This window comes from Acinetobacter sp. FDAARGOS_559, from assembly GCF_003940475.1.
Classification (GTDB): domain Bacteria; phylum Pseudomonadota; class Gammaproteobacteria; order Pseudomonadales; family Moraxellaceae; genus Acinetobacter; species Acinetobacter baumannii.
Genome location: NZ_RKJG01000005.1, coordinates 3,177,427 through 3,194,091, shown reverse-complemented (window position 1 = coordinate 3,194,091; position 16,665 = coordinate 3,177,427). Strand labels below are relative to the sequence as shown.

Sequence of the window (16,665 nt, the reverse complement as noted above, 5' to 3'; positions counted from 1 at the left end):
TAAACATCGGCGATACTATAGTTTTTATTGCAAATGCATTTTCTAAATATGGAAAGGTATGAACTGGGACGATACTAAAATTTTGTTAGCTATTGGGCGAACTGGCGGGTTGAGCCGCAGTGCAAAATTGCTTGGTATTAGTGTTTCTACCGTACATCGCAGAGCTGTTGAACTAGAAAAAAGTCTCAATGCGATTCTTTTTTCTCGAGACAGTGATGGCTATACACTCACCCATGTTGGAAAACATTTTTTTGCTTTGGCTGAAAAAGCTGAAGAGCATTTAATAGCGATGGAACGTTACAACGATCAAGGGCAACAATCATTGTTCCGCATTGCTTTACCTGAGTTAATTGGGCAACAGTTGCTTCAGTCAAAACTAACAGCATTGCAACTCAAGCATGCAGATTTACAATTAGAGATATCAACGAGTGTCGTTCCTGTTGATTTTTCTCGACGGGAAGCTGACATTATTCTTCGACTTGTTCGACCAGAAAGTGGGCGTTATATTATTCGACGCCTTGGCCAACTAGAATATGGGCTTTATGGTAGTAAGGATTATCTCGCCAGTTTCACAGAGCATGCTGAAACGGCTGATGATTTATTGAATCATCGTATAATCGGTTGGGATAGAAGGCTTCAATATACGTTCTTAGCACAATGGATGCGTGAACTCACTCAAAATGCAGCGCCTGCTTTGTCTTTTGATAACATGCACTCGCAACTACGAGCAGCCATTGAAGGACAAGGAATTACAGCCCTGCCTTGCTTTGTTGCACAGGCTTCTGGTTTAGTACCCATACTACCTGAACAAACTTTAAAACAAGATGTGTGGTTAATGCGTCATTTAGATACTAAGGATAGTGACTATTCAACGTTGATTAGCGGAACAATTGAAAAAGAACTACAAGAATATCTGTTGTGATGAAAATTATGTTTTTCTGATATTTAAGAGCCTTACACGCTTGGTTGGCTTTAGCTCGTGAAAAGCGGGCTGAGTTTAGTGCACAAAAGTTTGAGCCTATTTTTGAGAAGTACCCGACTGTAAAAGTTCGGTGGTATGACGTTGAAGCGTTTAGCACTAAAGCGAGTGATATTGCTATGTTTGAGACGTCATCTCTGCAAGATTATTATTTTGTGATTGATACGATTCGAGACTCTGAGTTTTGTACAGTACCCTATTTTGAGTTTGTAGAGATTATTCCCGCAATTGAAGATGGGTATGTGGAGTATGAAAGTTCTTTGTAAAAGTTGTGGATAACCTCATTTAGTTATTAAGGCGTTATATCCATATAGCCAAGTTACTGATTTTTATATATGATCAAAAAAATTCAATACTTTTTTGATACATGGATACTAAAAAGAAAGGCGATATTTTTGAAAATTTTGTTTTTGACTACTTTTCAGCTCTAATCCAAAAAGGGTATATGGGGCTTAATCCAAGTCACACTAAAATTTACAAGCAAAAGAAATATTATTCAAAGGATCGAGAGGACTACATTATCTTTGATGTAGCTATTGAAGTTTTCTTATTTGATCAAAAGGAACCATATTTAGTAATCCTAATTGAATGTAAAAATTATGAAAAAAGCGTTCCTGTGGACGATATTGAAGAGTTTTCAACCAAAGTTAGTCAAGTCGGAAAACATTATACAAAGGCTATCTGCATTACTAAAAATGGCTTTCAGAAAGGAGCATTAAATGTTGCAAAAAATAGAAAGATAGGGCTGTGGAGAATTACAGCTAATGATAATCATGAAGTTATATTTAATAGAACGTAAGCGTCCGCTGAATCCCATACCTATTTTTTAATTCGATTTAGGTTTCCAGCAGTGCGGCAGTAACTCTTCAATCTGGGTCACTTTATGTGTCGGTAACCTTTTCAGCACATCACTTAAATAGGCATACGGATCCAGCCCATTCAGCTTTGCTGACTGGATTAAAGTCATGATGTTTGCCGCTCGCTGACCACTGCGCAGCGAACCTGCAAACAGCCAGTTCTTGCGCCCCAACGCCCAGGGACGCATCTGATTCTCTACCCAATTGTTGCATATCGGTAGATTGCCATCATCCAGATAGCGGCTTAAGGCTGGCCAACGCTTCAGAGTGTAATTGATGGCCTTGGCGGTGGGAGAACTCGATGGCACTGTCAGATGATGTTGGTTGAGCCATTCATATAGTTGTTGCATCACTGGTTGACTATGCTGTTGTCGGTATTCGCGGCGGTCTTCCGCTGTACCATCGGTCTTTTTCCTGAGTTCTGCTTCTATCGCATACAGTTTCTGAATCAGCACCAATGCCTGTTCAGCGACCTGACTTTTCCCGGTCACATGCAGTTCATGGAATTTACGACGTGCATGGGCCATGCAGCCGACCTCTATGACCTGGCCTGATTTAAAGCGTGCTTTATAACCACTGTAATCATCACAGACTAGATTGCCCTGCCAGCCTTTCAAGAACTCTGCAGCATGCTGGCCTGAACGACTATCCTGAAAGTCATAGATCACCGCCTGAACTGGATTGTACTGTGTGGTGGCATAGGCCCAGACATAACCTTTCTTCGGTTTTTTCTCATTCTCACCCATCCGCATGATGGTGACCGGTGTTTCATCTGCATGCAGCACCCGCTGTTGCAGCACCACCTCTTTTAAGGCATTGGCCAGAGGTTCCAGTTCTACACCGCAGCGACCTATCCAGTCAGATAAAGTTGATCTAGAAAGTTCGATTCCCGCCCGCTGATAGATCAGACGTTGACGGTACAGCGGCAAATGATCGGCATACTTCGATACCAGCACATGGCTGAGCAATTCAGGTGAAGCAATGCCTTTATCAATCACATAGGCGGGCATCGCTTGCTGAGTCAGAGTGTCACACTGATCACAGACCCATTTACCACGCACATGCTGTTCCTTATAGAACTGTGCCGGTCTGAAATGCAGTTTCTCACTGACATCTTCGCCGATACGACGGAGTTGGCATCCACAAGTGCATTGGGTTGATGCAGGTTCATGCTCAATACGGATGGTGTGTAGATGATCTGGCAGTGGTCGACGTTTAGGTTTATTGGTTTTGGCTTTCTGTGTCGCTGCATCGGTTTTATCTGCATTTAATCGTTCTAATTCCAGATCAACAGCAGCAATATCTTCTTCAACCGCTTCATCCCATAGGTGGATTTGTTTTGCCGTTAAGTGTTCATTCTTTTGGGCGAATTTGTGCTTTTTAAACAGCGCCAGTTCATGCTCGTATTTTTGATTGAGAATAGAAAGATGTTGAACTTTGGCATCCAATTGTTGGTTTGATTGTGCTAGAGACTGATGCTGCATCGCCAACTGTCTGGTGAATTCCAGCAGTTGTTCATGGGTCAGTTGGCTTAAGTCAGGCAGCGTATTCATGACCGCAGTATGCCTGAGGTCATGAAGAGAATGAAATAGAACGTTTGGAGGATGGCAGAATGGTCGAGCTTGGTTTAGAGCATATTCACCACTTGCTGCAATCCAATTCTCTGCCAGGGCAAACCTTGGATTAATGCCTGTAACTGTTCCGGGCTGAGGGCCACGGTTTCACCTTGGTGAACTTGAGCCCAGTGAAATTTACCCTGTTCCAAACGCCGGGCACACAGCCAGATGCCCAGTCCATCATGTACCAACACTTTCATACGATGACCACGTTTATTACAGAACAGGTAGGCGCAATGCGGTTTGATGTAGCCAAAGGCTCTCACCACCTGAGCCATGACAGTATCCATTCCTGCTCGCATATCCATGGGCTGGGTAGAGAGCCAAATTTCATTGATACGGATCATGTTGCCAGTGCCTTGAGTAATTCTGCCAAGGCAGGTATTTCTGATGTCTGCCATTTTAGCTGAATATCATTATTCGTATGAGGCACGGTGATACACAACGTGATCCTCTCATCAATAGGTTGGCTGATTGCAGCAGTGTAAGGCAAAGCAATAAATGCTGGATTCACATGAGTAGGATCCTGCACGGCACCCTCATGATGGCTGAAGATCCTGATCCAACGACTGACAAGGTTGGCATTAATACTATGTTGCAGTGCGACCGAAGCGATCGAGGTATTAGGATTTTTACAGGCATTGACAATACTGAGTTTGAATTCTTTGCTGTATGTTCTGCGTTTTTTAGCAACAGGAGGTGTTGCTGAATATATATCCATGTTCATGGATTAAGTCCCCACTTGTTTTTAGGTGGGAACTAAATTAAGGCTTATAGGACCGCTTGGTAAGGCTGTGTTAGCCGGATGCTTACAATAGAACTATTAATAGAATAAAGAATAACGATGAAATCATAAGTAATGCGCTCACTTCAGAAAATTTACAAGATATTTCTGCTACGAATATCTTTATTCAGACACCACTACGCTTTACAAGCATTCCAAAAGATTTAATTTATGATTTCCTTTCTTTGCAGAAAGATGTGTCTCCAAAAGAATTTTTCACACAACACCGTGTAAATTCATACTCTAAAACTATCCCTTATAAATCTAAAAAAGAGTTAAGTATCCTTGCAGAAAACTTATTTGATAAATTTTATAAAAACGATGAGATAGATTTAAATGAAATAATAAATACTCTAGGTTATAAACTTATTGAGATTGATACTCCCGAACATCCAAATATTATTGGTAAGCTAGAAACTAAATTAAAAACTATTACCATTTTTGGAGTAGGGTTCTATTCTCAACATCAAATTAATTTTGCAAAAGCACATGAAATAGCACATATTTTTCTTAACCATAGCAAATATATAATTTCAGAGAACTTTTCACCAGCTATGGAATCTCACTCTATAGATATAGAAATTACCCAAAATATTGATCGACTAGAATTTCAAGCAAATTATTTTGCGGGTTGCTTACTACTGCCTGAAAATCGATTAAAAGCAACTTTAAACTATTATTTACGCCTTTATGGAATCAGAAATAGAGGTTTCTCGCCATTATATATTGATTCACAACCCTGCAATTTTGAAAATTATAGTAGAATCATTTTACCTATGACTGGAATTTTTAATGTTTCTCAAGAAACAATGAAAATTAGACTCACAGAATTAGGTTTAGCTCAATTCGCTTTTCAACCTACTTCTACTCATAAGGTAACGAGGTCATATATAGATCGGTTCTAAGCTCTCCCCCAAAACTTCTCCAACACCACATCCCTTTCATCCAAATTGTTAGAGCTTAAAACCTGTAGCATCAAGCCATCTATAAGGTTTAAAACCATGTCTGCATCAAATTTAAAAGCACGGGTCTCACAGCTAAAAATCAGGTCAAAAAGTTCCCGATGTAGCCATTTTCGGTATTCAACCGCCATACGGTAGGCTTGCGGATACAGTCGTTTTATTTCAAAAATGGCTTTAAGCAGCAAATGGTACAGACTGTTTAGATTGGTATGTAAGACAATAATTTCTTTGAGTTTATCTTTTTGGGTGTAGTAACGGCTTGAGTAAATAATGGAGAGTACTTCTTCTCTGATCAGGCTTTTTTGAAAGGCGATGCACATTTCGATCAAGCGTTCTTTGGAGTGGAAGTAGTTGTAAAACGTGGCTTTCGGTATTTTGGCTTCTTTGATAATGAGGTCTACCCCTACATTATGGAACCCATGCGTGGTAAAGAGTTGGATTGCGGTTTGAACCACCTGTAATTTTTTGGAAGATATTTCTAAAGTTGGCATAGTTTTACCGTTATAAATTCTTGTTGTTTCTAAATGAGATAAAAAGCCTGTGCCCTTTTGCGAGAAAAAAAGCACAGCAAAGCCGTAAGACGGTGCTTGGCACATCTCAAGTTTTATTGTTGATATAAGTTTTTAGCCGTAATGACTTAAAGTCTGAAAAGCGGGTAAGCCTCCAAACTGTTTAAAGATGAATTAAGTGGTGTCGTTATAGCTTTTGGCGCTTAAGGCCAAGAAATGATGGATGTGCATAGCCAACTCCTGATTTTGGGAGTTCTGCCAAAGCATTCATTTGGAATTATGGTGGCAGAACGAAAGAGGGTTGACAGACTGGCTTCGAGAACCCAGCACGCACAAAGGCGTCCCCCTTCCGTCCTACCGCTACAAAAAGGGAGACGAGTGGGTCTACATCAAAAAAACGAGTTTTTTCAATGTTCTCAAAGATCAGCCTGTCAAAGCCGGCTGGCAATGTGGCCAGCACGCAAAGCATAATCCGAGAGCTGAAATGTGTCAATGTAGCTTTAATGACAAGTGATTAAATTTCTTATTGTTTTTCATTAGATTAACTTAATTATTATTTAAGATATTATATTTAATTGTATTTTTAAAATTAAACAGAAGCGATCCGTGCTTATTGATTTCTTAATGAGTCTTTTAATATGAAATAACGAAATGATAAGTAGGATTAGACAGTCTCTGTCTGCCCCACTTGGTGATAAGCACGGTTAAAGTAAACCAAACTTTGGTCATGTTGGCTTTGTTTAATCGCCACAATCGGGCATATAAAAATCGTGTGTGTGCCGACTTGTTGAATTTGCTCAATCTCACAATCGAAGCTCACCAAAGCATCTTCCAACACAGGTGCGCCTGTTTCTAACTCAATCCATTCGCCATGTTTAAAGCGTTCTTCGGGTGTGAGCTTAGATGAAAATGCTTTTGAAATATGTTCGTGGTGCGCGCCTAACACATTCACGGTTAAGATTTTGTTATCTAGGAAATGTGCATGTGAACTCGCAGCTTGGTTCATACAGACCAATAATGTCGGCGGTGTGTCAGTCACACTACAAACAGCAGAGGCAGTAAATCCAAAACGGCCAGACATGCCTGCCGTGGTCACAACACTAACCGCACTTGTGAGTAAAGACATTGCATTTCTAAAGTCTGTTGCTTGAACCATGACATTATTCCTAAATTGAACCGTACCTTTTCCTGTGTGTTTGCTATACCGCCCAACTCCATCAGGAAGGTACTATCGACATGCGATCTGATTAGAGCGACATGTAGTAAGTAAAATGAGGGTTACTTGTTTGATTATCAACCACCATCAAAAAAGTAACCCTTTATACCACTTATTGGTAAATATTAAGCAGTAAGATCAAAACCCGTAAGTTCTCGGCGAACGATTTCTGCACCTGCACTTAAGGCATTTAGCTTGCCGCGTGCCACTTCACGAGAAAGAGGCGCCATACCGCAGTTTGTGCACGGGTAAAGCTTGTCTGAATCTACAAACTGAAGCGCTTTACGAAGTGTGTTGGCAACTTCTTCCGGTGTCTCAATCTGGTTTGTTGCAACATCAATCGCACCGACCATGACTTTTTTACCACGAATAAGTTCGAGTAAGTCGATTGGCACACGCGAGTTGTGACATTCTAACGAGATGATATCAATGTTAGAAGTTTGAAGTTTCGGGAAAGCTTCTTCGTACTGGCGCCATTCTGAACCGAGTGTCTTTTTCCAGTCAGTATTGGCTTTAATACCGTAACCATAGCAAATGTGCACCGCAGTTTCACATTTTAAGCCTTCAATTGCACGCTCTAAAGTCGCAATACCCCAGTCATTTACTTCGTCAAAGAAGACGTTAAATGCAGGTTCGTCAAACTGAATGATGTCTACACCAGCAGCTTCTAACTCTTTCGCTTCTTGGTTCAAGATTTTGGCAAATTCCCAAGCAAGCTTTTCACGGCTCTTGTAGTGACCATCATAAAGCGTATCAATCATAGTCATTGGGCCAGGTAACGCCCATTTAATTGGCTGATCAGTTTGCTGACGTAAAAACTTTGCATCTTCAACAAACACAGGCTTTTGACGCGACACCGCACCTACAACAGACGGTACGCTTGCGTCATAACGGTCACGAATACGAACTGTTTCGCGCTTTTCAAAATCTACGCCATTTAAGTGCTCAATAAACGTAGTCACAAAGTGTTGGCGGGTTTGTTCACCATCGCTAACAATGTCAATGCCCGCAAGTTTTTGTTCGTGAAGTGCTAAACGTAACGCGTCTTTTTTACCTTCAACTAAGCCTTCGTTTTCGAGTTTCCACGGCGACCAAAGCTTTTCAGGTTCTGCAAGCCAAGACGGTTTCGGTAAGCTGCCAGCAGTTGAAGTCGGTAATAACTTTTTCATAATAAATGACCTATATGTTGATTAATTAGGAGCGTAATTCGCAGACCACTGCTCAAGAATCGCTTGGTATGGTTTGATAAATTGCTCTTCAACAAACTTCCCCTGCTCTATAGCCAAACGGCTACGTTCTTCACGGTCATACACAATTCGAGTAAGTGAATAATCTTGGTGCTTCAAGCTTGGTTGATAAGACTTTCCAGCCACTGAATTTGCATTGTAAATTTCAGGACGGTAAATCTTTTGGAAGGTTTCCATCGTACTAATGGTACTAATCAACTCAAGGTTGGTGTAATCACTCAACAAATCGCCAGTAAAGTAGAACGCTAACGGCGCAACGCTATGCGGCGGCATGAAATAGCGAACCTTTAAGCCCATTTTTTGGAAATATTCATCGGTTAATGAATAGTCTTCTTGCTTGTATTCAACACCCAAAACAGGATGTTCGTTTTCAGTACGGTGATACACCTTACTTGTTGAAACGCTTAAGCAAATCACAGGTGCCTTTTTAAAGTTGGCTTTATAAGTCTCAGAGTTAATAAAGCTCTTAAATAAGTTACCGTGTAATTCACCAAACTTTTCTGGCGTGCTAAACGTAGACTTGTTTTTGTTGTGGTCTAACAACAGCACACTAAAGTCATAGTCACGTACATAAGACGAGAAGTTGTTACCTACAATGCCTTCGATGCGTTCATTGGTCTTTTTATCAACAATATTGGTTTTCAATATTTCGATTAAAGGAAGCCCGCTAGTACGGTTTTCGGCATCAATATTCATTTCAACTGAAATGATTTCAAGTTCAACGCCATAGCGGTCGCCCCTAGGGTTGTCCCAATGAGCTAAGGCATTGAAACGATTGTCGATCATCCGTAATGTGTTGCGCAAATTTTCTTCGCGGCTCATCCCTCTCGCCAAGTTAGCAAAGTTGGTTGTAATACGCGTATTGTCTGCTGGACGATAGTTCTCATCGAAACAAATACTCTTAATCGTAAATGTAAATTCTTTACTCATTGTGATCAGTACCCTAATTTCTGAGATAAACCTAAAAAATCTTTTTGCTCTTTTTGAACTTTCCAGCCTTGTCAGTTTTGTGCCTTGTGGTCTTATCAAAAGTAAATAACTGGAGCGCTTCAGAGCATGGATAGATTTATACCGCAATCACAACATGAATAAAAATGATTTAGTCTCATTCAAAACTGAGTGAAATTCATGTTTAGGGTTTTATAAATAAGTAGGAAGTTAAATATTTTTCATCTTCGGGAATTTTAGACAGCAGAAATTCAATATACAGCACTCGCGTTGTAGTACCTTAAATTTTATAATTTATGGTTATTTTCAATTAATTAAATCATTTTCTTTGAATAAAACAGATAAGCCTAAAGCAATTTATGTTGACTCTCATTCATCTCTGCTTTTAGCCATTCTAAAAATAGGGTTTTGCGTGGATCTTCCTCAAAAGCACGATGAGAAAGTAGAAAATAGGCTGAACCATCTTGAACGACTGGTGAATTTTTTTGCAGTAAGTTCCACTCAAGCTCTTTTTCAATCATATAAATTGAGATGACCGTTGCGCCGAGTCCCGCCAAACACCCTTCTAAACATAGATAAAAATGTTCAAGTTCAACTTTGGAGTAGCCTTTTAAAATCTGCTTTAACTCAGCAATGCGGCTCATGTTTTTGAAAAAATTTGGTCTAGAAGTCGAAATGAGTAAGTCGTTTGTTTCCGATGGCTTGGGTGCTTGAACTAGAGCGATATATTCATCGGCAATCTTTTCACTATAAATATGCTCTCCCCAATCAAAGTCATTTCGGCGTATCGCGATATCAATATTATCTTTTTCAAAATCGACCACGCCGCCTGCTGTGAGTAGCACAACCTCAAAATCATGACCGAGCTTTTTAAACTTAGATAAACGCGGTATGAGCCATTTCATAGAAAGTGTCGGTTCACACGACAAGACCAATTGTTTGTTTTCGGCTTTGGGTTGGCTTAGCTCCATTAAACATTCATCGAGTTGACCAAAAACTTGATGGCAACAACTCAATAAAGTTTCACCCTGCTTAGTCATCACAAGCGTTTTATTTTTTCGGTCGAACAAAGCCGTATTTAAGGCTTCTTCTAAATTATAAATCTGTTTACTAACCGCACTTTGCGTCACAAATAATTTCTTTGCAGCTAAAGTCACGCTGCCATACTTCGCCACGAAATAGAAAAATTTTAGTGAATTCAGCGATATTCTTTCGATCATTCCAAAAACTCATAGTTATGTAGTCGTTTTTATCGATTTTTATTTTTAGGTTTCTGTTCAAAATAAAAATCATCTTTATTAAAACCTATTTTAGATGATGAAAAACATATTAGATATCTATATCTATCTTCATAAATGTAAAGCCCCAATCTTTCTCACGATAAGAATAACTGCTTTAAGCAAAACAGTTCTCCTCTCAAATACATTCCAAAAAGTACAGATTAATCCCCTCATTTTCAGTGAGGGTGCAAGATAATGGCAGAGTTCATTGCGGTTATTCTCATTACGATTTTGGCAGTGATTAGTCCCGGCGCTGACTTCGCGATTGTTACTAAAAATAGTTACTTGTACGGTCGAAAAATAGGTGTGTACACTTCACTTGGAATATCGCTTGGCGTGTTGGTACATGTAACTTATACGTTAGTTGCCGTTGCCTTTGTGATGACTTATACGCCGCAAATTTTGAATATTGTTAAGTATATTGGCGCGCTTTACCTGATCTATATTGGCTATAAAACTTTTACTCAAAAACCTGTTTTAGACGCTGTTGCTTTAAACGCTATAGGCAGTTTTCAAGCGATAAAATACGGCTTTTTTACTAACGCCCTGAACCCTAAAACCACGCTATTTGTGATTAGTACCTATACGCAAATTGTGAGCTTAACTACGCCTAAAACCATTCTTTTGGCTTATGGCTTTTTTATGTCATTTGCCCATTTTGTATGGTTTTCACTTGTGGCTGTACTGTTCTCATCCATGCTACTAAGACAAAAAATGTTAGCCAAGCAAGTACAGATTAATAGGGTGATTGGTTCAATCTTATGTGTGTTAGGTGTGATTTTGCTTTTTACTAAGTTTCAGTAGAGCCGTTTAATTTTTAAGAAACTCTATAGTGAGTTTATGGTTAATGGACTGAGCGCTTCGTACAGAACTCAGTCCATTTAAGTGAGATAAAAAGCTATGTTTTAACTTTTTGACTCTGATAAATCATTTATGTTCCAACGATTTGCTCTTTTAAAGGTTCCAACATCGTTAAACCGTACTCCCATATCACGCATGACTTTATGGGCAACCGGTGCCGTCATTTGGCGAATGTAGAATGGTTCTTTCACCACAAAATGGTGGATGGCATGCGTTGAACCAAAGTTAAAGCAAAACAGTTGGAACGGCATCATCCACCAAGGTTTTAACACCTGAGTTTGCTGAATGACATTACCCAATTCGACATCGCCGTAGTAATGCATATTGCTAGTCACAAAGTGCAAGCAGAAGGTACGCAGTACATTCGGTGCAACCCAAACAACAGTCAAAATATTAACCACATGCATAATATTTAAAGTGGTAGCTGACCAAGCAATCGGTGCATTCGCCCAACTTAAAACAGCATCTACTGCATGAAAACCTAAAAAGATATACCACAGCGACCAATGAATAATTCCTAACGGAAAATAAGCCATAAATGCACGTTTAAAAATTACTTTTCTCACCGTCCAATTGCTTGCAGAAATAATACGGAACAAGACAGCCAAGCCGTTATCACCAATCGCGATGAGACGACGTATGCTCCACTGTTCTCCGTTGGTTAAAGCTCTTTCTTCTAAATCAACTTCGGTGCCTGAGTTTTTATGATGGTTAAAATGCAGCTCACGACGTTTCCACGGGTTAATGGTACTTGGTCGAGCTAACCAGACTAAACCCATCATTAAATGATGTGCCCATGGTTTCTTTCTAAAATACATCCAGTGAATCAGATCATGCTCTAACTCATGCGTGAGCGATGCAAAAAAAGCAATAATCGGAATTGCAAACCAAGCTGAAAGTTGATGATTTATATAGAGCACGGCAGTCGCTATCATGCCGACCAAAGATATAAATAGAATCATCGCCCCAATGGCATTTTGATGATTCAAAATAGGATGGCGTTTGCGTAAAGCCACGCCTTCTGCTGTTACTACTTTTTTAATATGTTCGGTTTTTTCGCTATCGGTCATTCCGGCAGGATTTTTATAAATATAGGTCATCCGTTATTCCTCAGTTTTCCATGCCCCTACTTTATTTAGATCACCCTAAGTGTGCTTAGCTCGAAACGCCAATCTATTGGCTATGGATGCCAAAATAAAAAGATTCAGAATAAACAAAAGATTTTTTAGTTTTGAATCTTTTATACTGTTCAGAGGAATATGAATCACAAGTTATAGGACATAACATGCCACAGACAGCAACGGCACTGGCTAGCTGGGTGAAAGCGATTCAAAAAGCGCTCGAAAAAGCCGGTGTTGATAGTCAACCTTTATTAGAACAAGCAGGTTTAGATATTCAGGCTCTGAGTAATCCTGATGCACGATATTCATTAAAACAAACAGCAAATTTATGGAAATTAGCAGTTCAGAAAACTCAAGATTCATGTTTTGGCCTTAAAGTTGCCAGCCAAGTCAATCAAAATACTTTTCATGTGTTAGGGCATTCACTGATTACCAGCACCACCCTAAAAGAGATGTTTCTAAGAATTATTCGTTATTTTCGTGTGGTTACGGATATTCCAGAGCTAGAGTTTTATGGGCAAGGAAATAATCATTATTTCGTGATTCATGTTCCCGACGAAGTTCAGCCCGAGTCAATAGATGCATTTATTTCCGTTTTTATTCGCTCAAGTCGTGCCTTACAAGGCTCTGTTTTTTCACCCTTACGCATTGAACTTAGACGCTCAGAGCCAGAAGATCTAGAAACTTTTCAGAGTATTTTAAAAGCCCCGATTGTGTTTAATGCACCCAAAGACATGATTGTGTTTGACACGGCAACCATAGAACAACCACTAGAAGGTGCAAATCCGACTCTCACCCAAGAATATGATGAAATTATTAATCGTTATCTGGCGCGGTTCGATAAAGAAAATATATTGGCACGAGTGAAAGTAAAATTAATCGAAAAATTATCTACAGGTGATTTTCAACAACAAGATGTTGCGAAAAGTCTGGGCTTAAGCATACGGAGTCTGCAACGCAAACTTTCTGCCGAAAACACCTCTTATAGTGAGTTACTGGATCAGACTCGGCACGAACTCGCCTTATCGTATATTAAAAATTCAAGCCACAATATTACTGAGATTGCTTATATTCTTGGCTTTACTGATGTCAGTAGTTTTACCCGCGCATTTCGCCGCTGGACCGATTTATCACCTATCCATTATCGAGAAAAATATCTGGCTTGCTCTTAACTTTTAAAAACTTAGACAAAAAAGATGCATGTAAGTGCATCTTTTTTTTATGAGTAACTTATTTTTTAGTAAGTAGTTCTAGCATCGAAACTGTAGTGACTTTGGCTCCCACTGGTAAAGCTTTTAAGTCAACAATGTAGTTTGGACTATGTGGAATATAAGGCACAGGTTTGCCTTGCTTGACTGCATTTGTAAACACAACTGGGTCTGCCACACCAATAAACATAAAGTTAAAAGGAATGTCTTTTTGTTCGCCCAATAAATGATGAACATCTTCTGACCCCATAACCGCAGGATATTCAGTTAGAACATGTTTATCTCCCAATAGTGCTTTTAAAGGCCCATTTAAACGTGCAGAAAATTCTTTATTGTTAATTACAGGTGTGCTTGAACCTTTAAAAGTAAAGGTCGGCATTTGGTCTTTACCCATCCCCTGCATTTGAGCCGCGCCTTCACTCATAGACTTAATGTTATTTAACATGGTCTCGCGTACTTTTGGATCAAACCAGCGCAAATTCATTTTGACCAAGGCCGTAGAAGGAATCACGTTATTCGAATTTCCAGCTTGGATTGAGCCAATTGATAACACTGCCGCTTGTTGCGGATCAACTGCATTACCCATAATGGTTTGATATTGATTTAGTGCATTGGCCGCCATGCTAATCGGGTTCTTGGTGAGCATCGGTAATGAGCCATGCCCACCCACACCTTTAAATAAAACATCAAGCTGATCGGTTCCTGCCATACGTGGCCCCGGTGCATTGATGACCACGCCCACAGGTGCAGGTGTTGTATGCACTGCAAAGAAATAATCAGGTTTTGGCAAGTTATATTTTGTCCACAAGCCATCGGTCACCATAGCTTTTGCACCTGTGATCGGCTCTTCAGCAGGCTGTGCAACTAAAATAATAGTTCCGCTCCATTCCTTTTTTAAAGCGACTAATGTTTTTGCCATGCTAAGCATCCATGTCACATGTGCATCATGACCACACATATGGGCTACAGGCGTTTCGGTTCCATCATCAAGTTTTACGCGCACTTTACTCGCGTATGGTAGACCAGTTGCCTCTTCAACAGTGTTGGCATCCATATCGGCACGGTACATAACCGTTGGCCCTTCACCATTTTTTAAAATGCCGACCACGCCTGTTTTGGCTATTCCCGTTTTAACGTCAAAACCTAGTGACTTAAGCTCTTTGGCAACAATGGCAGAAGTACGCTTTTCCATAAACCCAAGTTCAGGGTGTTCATGAATGTCTTTATAGACCTTATTTAACCACTCGGTTTGCCTATCAATAATGGTTAACGCTTTTTGTGAAACTGCGGGTAAATTTGTTGGACTTGCTTCCGCATGGAGAAGAGTTCCATAACCTGAAATCAAAGTCGACAACCCTAAAAACATACCGTTTTTAATGATTTTATTCATGTAATTAAAACCTTATAAATGACTGATTTAATTTTAAAATTTATATCCAATTTTTAAGCCATAGCTGACTGAGTGGTTATCCTTAAACTCACCTACATAATAGTCACTACCCGCCTGTGCGCCAAGCTGAGCTTTTGCATCGCCTAACCAGTAATACTTCACACCACCAGAAATAAAGTATCGCGATGTCGGGCTATATTGAGCACCCACGCCCAAGTTGTAATACCCTTTAGTTGGGCCACCCGTTGACACTTTATCTCCTGCTCCAGAGTCCCATCCAACTGACACAGAACCTAACCATTTTGGCGAAAAGCGTTGTCCTAAACCCAAATTTAAAGACCATTGGTCGTCATAATAACGAACCAAATTAAAACCTTCCGGACGGCTTGGCGTTGATAGTACGCCAACAACTTTTGAGATCTCACCGAAGCGATAAGGTTGCAAAGCAAGATCACTCCAATTTACCCAGCGTAAACTACCAAATAGTGACGTTCCCTGACGCAGTCCAGTCTGGAACTCCAAATTCACTGAATCAGGAGATTTAAATTTTGTTGTACCTGTATCTTCTTGTTCTGGCAAATTAGCAATAATCTGATTTAAGTAAGCTTTCTTTTGTGGAGTCATCTGACCAATAGAAATCATGAAATCTAGATGCTGATTAACTAAATCACGACCTTGTTGAGTGCTTAACATATCAATTAAAGGAGCGTTTTCAGTCGCGTTTACTTTATGGGTAATGGCTGAACGGTAGGTTAATGAGACTTTCACAGCTTTTTCTGGAATTTGGTAAGCAAGTCCTGCTAACCACCCTAAATCACTTACAGTTTTAGTATGAAAGTCATATCCATTATAGAGACTAAATACATTACCCCTTAATTCAACCTGACTTTTAAAAGTTTGATAGACTGGCCCCGCATAAAGATTCCAGTTTTTTGTGGGTTGGTAACCCAAAATGAAGCTTAAATTTTGTATATCAAATTCTGATTTTGCATTTCCTGTAGGAGCATGGCCCAATGTAGCGCTGGCAAGCCCTGTGGTTGTAATTCCAGGTAACATAACGGTATCTTTTGGCGTTGCAACGAAGCCATTTACACCTGAATATTCCGTGTCAGCACCAAAAGGCTGATCATATAACAGACCAAATGAATACTGCGGTGCCAACTGTAGTTTTAACGCTGCCGTAGGCCGATAATCGGTATTGGCGATATCTGAAATTGAATGATGTGAAGGGTTGGTACCCGACTCTACACCACTTAAATCGGCATCTGTTATTCCTAAACTTGCTTCAAAATAGTTGCCCGGTTGTAAAAATGCCGCTACAGACTGCCCTGTTTTATCAAATGCAGCAGCATGTAATGTGCTTGTGCAAATCGATGCTATTCCTAAGATAAATATTTTTTTATTCACAACAAAACTCATAGATCCATCCTGGATATTTTTTTATTTTGATTCCTCACTTTATGTAGATTTGAACGATTATGCTTAGCTCAAAACGCCAATAATTTGACCGTAGATGCCATATTGAAAAGTTATAGTTTGTGTAGCTACAACATGGATATTATTTTTCAATCACCCTAAAAACGATTGTTCTTTTAAAATGAGAAGTTATTTTTTTTAAGAACTTTTTGCCTGTATTGCTGTTAATATTAAAACGCATGATAGATTTCCCAATCCTTCATATCTCTAT

15 protein-coding genes and 2 pseudogenes are annotated in these 16,665 nt (G+C 39.7%); 6 read left to right on the top strand and 11 right to left on the bottom strand.

Annotated elements, in window-relative coordinates; translation table 11 throughout:
- The first annotated feature begins 58 nt into the window (after positions 1-58).
- From EGS71_RS16850 to EGS71_RS16840, 3 genes and pseudogenes are all read left to right on the top strand, one after another.
- On the top strand, positions 59-922 hold the full coding sequence (locus EGS71_RS16850; RefSeq protein WP_001103906.1) for a LysR family transcriptional regulator: 864 nt from the start codon (positions 59-61) through the stop codon (positions 920-922).
- Between the two features lie 44 nt (positions 923-966).
- On the top strand, positions 967-1,245 hold the full coding sequence (locus EGS71_RS16845; RefSeq protein WP_001162235.1) for a darcynin family protein: 279 nt from the start codon (positions 967-969) through the stop codon (positions 1,243-1,245).
- Between the two features lie 101 nt (positions 1,246-1,346).
- Positions 1,347-1,775, top strand: a pseudogene (locus EGS71_RS16840) (restriction endonuclease); the annotation flags it as partial.
- 30 nt (positions 1,776-1,805) lie between these two features.
- Here the strand turns inward: EGS71_RS16840 and EGS71_RS16835 are convergent.
- The 3 genes from EGS71_RS16835 to EGS71_RS16825 all read right to left on the bottom strand — a co-directional run bounded on the left by EGS71_RS16835 (position 1,806) and on the right by EGS71_RS16825 (position 4,179).
- On the bottom strand, positions 1,806-3,389 hold the full coding sequence (locus EGS71_RS16835) for an IS66-like element ISAba25 family transposase (protein ID WP_001094424.1): 1,584 nt from the start codon (positions 3,387-3,389) through the stop codon (positions 1,806-1,808).
- 74 nt (positions 3,390-3,463) lie between these two features.
- A complete protein-coding gene (tnpB, locus tag EGS71_RS16830) occupies positions 3,464-3,799 on the bottom strand; it encodes an IS66 family insertion sequence element accessory protein TnpB (protein WP_000619347.1) in 336 nt (111 codons plus the stop codon).
- A complete protein-coding gene (locus tag EGS71_RS16825) occupies positions 3,796-4,179 on the bottom strand; it encodes a transposase (RefSeq protein ID WP_001055589.1) in 384 nt (127 codons plus the stop codon). Before EGS71_RS16825 ends, tnpB begins: the two co-directional genes overlap by 4 nt.
- A gap of 83 nt (positions 4,180-4,262) precedes the next feature.
- Between EGS71_RS16825 and EGS71_RS16820 the strand changes: the two are divergent.
- Positions 4,263-5,141 (top strand): annotated as a pseudogene (locus EGS71_RS16820) (ImmA/IrrE family metallo-endopeptidase); the annotation flags it as partial.
- Here EGS71_RS16820 and EGS71_RS16815 read toward each other — a convergent pair.
- The 5 genes from EGS71_RS16815 to EGS71_RS16790 form a co-directional block, all read right to left on the bottom strand.
- Positions 5,138-5,689 carry a TetR/AcrR family transcriptional regulator gene (locus tag EGS71_RS16815; RefSeq protein ID WP_032006605.1) on the bottom strand — a complete coding sequence of 184 codons (552 nt, stop codon included), beginning with the start codon at positions 5,687-5,689 and terminating at the stop codon, positions 5,138-5,140. The pseudogene EGS71_RS16820 and the gene EGS71_RS16815 sit on opposite strands and share 4 nt — an antisense overlap.
- Positions 5,690-6,371: 682 nt before the next feature.
- On the bottom strand, positions 6,372-6,863 hold the full coding sequence (locus EGS71_RS16805) for a flavin reductase (protein WP_000249482.1): 492 nt from the start codon (positions 6,861-6,863) through the stop codon (positions 6,372-6,374).
- A 185-nt stretch (positions 6,864-7,048) separates the two neighbouring features.
- Positions 7,049-8,092, bottom strand: a complete 1,044-nt coding sequence (locus EGS71_RS16800; protein WP_000735355.1) for a methionine synthase — start codon at positions 8,090-8,092, stop codon at positions 7,049-7,051.
- Between the two features lie 21 nt (positions 8,093-8,113).
- Positions 8,114-9,100 carry a DUF1852 domain-containing protein gene (locus tag EGS71_RS16795; protein ID WP_000031359.1) on the bottom strand — a complete coding sequence of 329 codons (987 nt, stop codon included), beginning with the start codon at positions 9,098-9,100 and terminating at the stop codon, positions 8,114-8,116.
- A gap of 365 nt (positions 9,101-9,465) precedes the next feature.
- Positions 9,466-10,338, bottom strand: a complete 873-nt coding sequence (locus EGS71_RS16790) for a LysR family transcriptional regulator (RefSeq protein WP_000572813.1) — start codon at positions 10,336-10,338, stop codon at positions 9,466-9,468.
- A 255-nt stretch (positions 10,339-10,593) separates the two neighbouring features.
- Here EGS71_RS16790 and EGS71_RS16785 point away from each other — a divergent pair, with 255 nt between their 5' ends.
- Complete coding sequence (locus tag EGS71_RS16785) at positions 10,594-11,202, top strand: LysE family translocator (protein WP_000807293.1); 609 nt, start codon at positions 10,594-10,596, stop codon at positions 11,200-11,202.
- A 101-nt stretch (positions 11,203-11,303) separates the two neighbouring features.
- On the opposite strand, the gene EGS71_RS16780 is transcribed toward EGS71_RS16785, so the two are convergent.
- Positions 11,304-12,329, bottom strand: coding sequence for a fatty acid desaturase (locus EGS71_RS16780; protein ID WP_081400949.1), 1,026 nt, complete (start codon positions 12,327-12,329; stop codon positions 11,304-11,306).
- A 215-nt stretch (positions 12,330-12,544) separates the two neighbouring features.
- Between EGS71_RS16780 and EGS71_RS16775 the strand changes: the two genes are divergently transcribed.
- Positions 12,545-13,552 carry an AraC family transcriptional regulator gene (locus EGS71_RS16775; RefSeq protein ID WP_001136631.1) on the top strand — a complete coding sequence of 336 codons (1,008 nt, stop codon included), beginning with the start codon at positions 12,545-12,547 and terminating at the stop codon, positions 13,550-13,552.
- Between the two features lie 58 nt (positions 13,553-13,610).
- Here EGS71_RS16775 and EGS71_RS16770 read toward each other — a convergent pair whose 3' ends face one another.
- Positions 13,611-14,978, bottom strand: a complete 1,368-nt coding sequence (locus tag EGS71_RS16770; RefSeq protein ID WP_001033442.1) for a M20 family metallopeptidase — start codon at positions 14,976-14,978, stop codon at positions 13,611-13,613.
- 33 nt (positions 14,979-15,011) lie between these two features.
- Positions 15,012-16,397, bottom strand: a complete 1,386-nt coding sequence (locus EGS71_RS16765; protein WP_000011626.1) for an outer membrane protein transport protein — start codon at positions 16,395-16,397, stop codon at positions 15,012-15,014.
- Positions 16,398-16,665 lie beyond the last annotated feature (268 nt).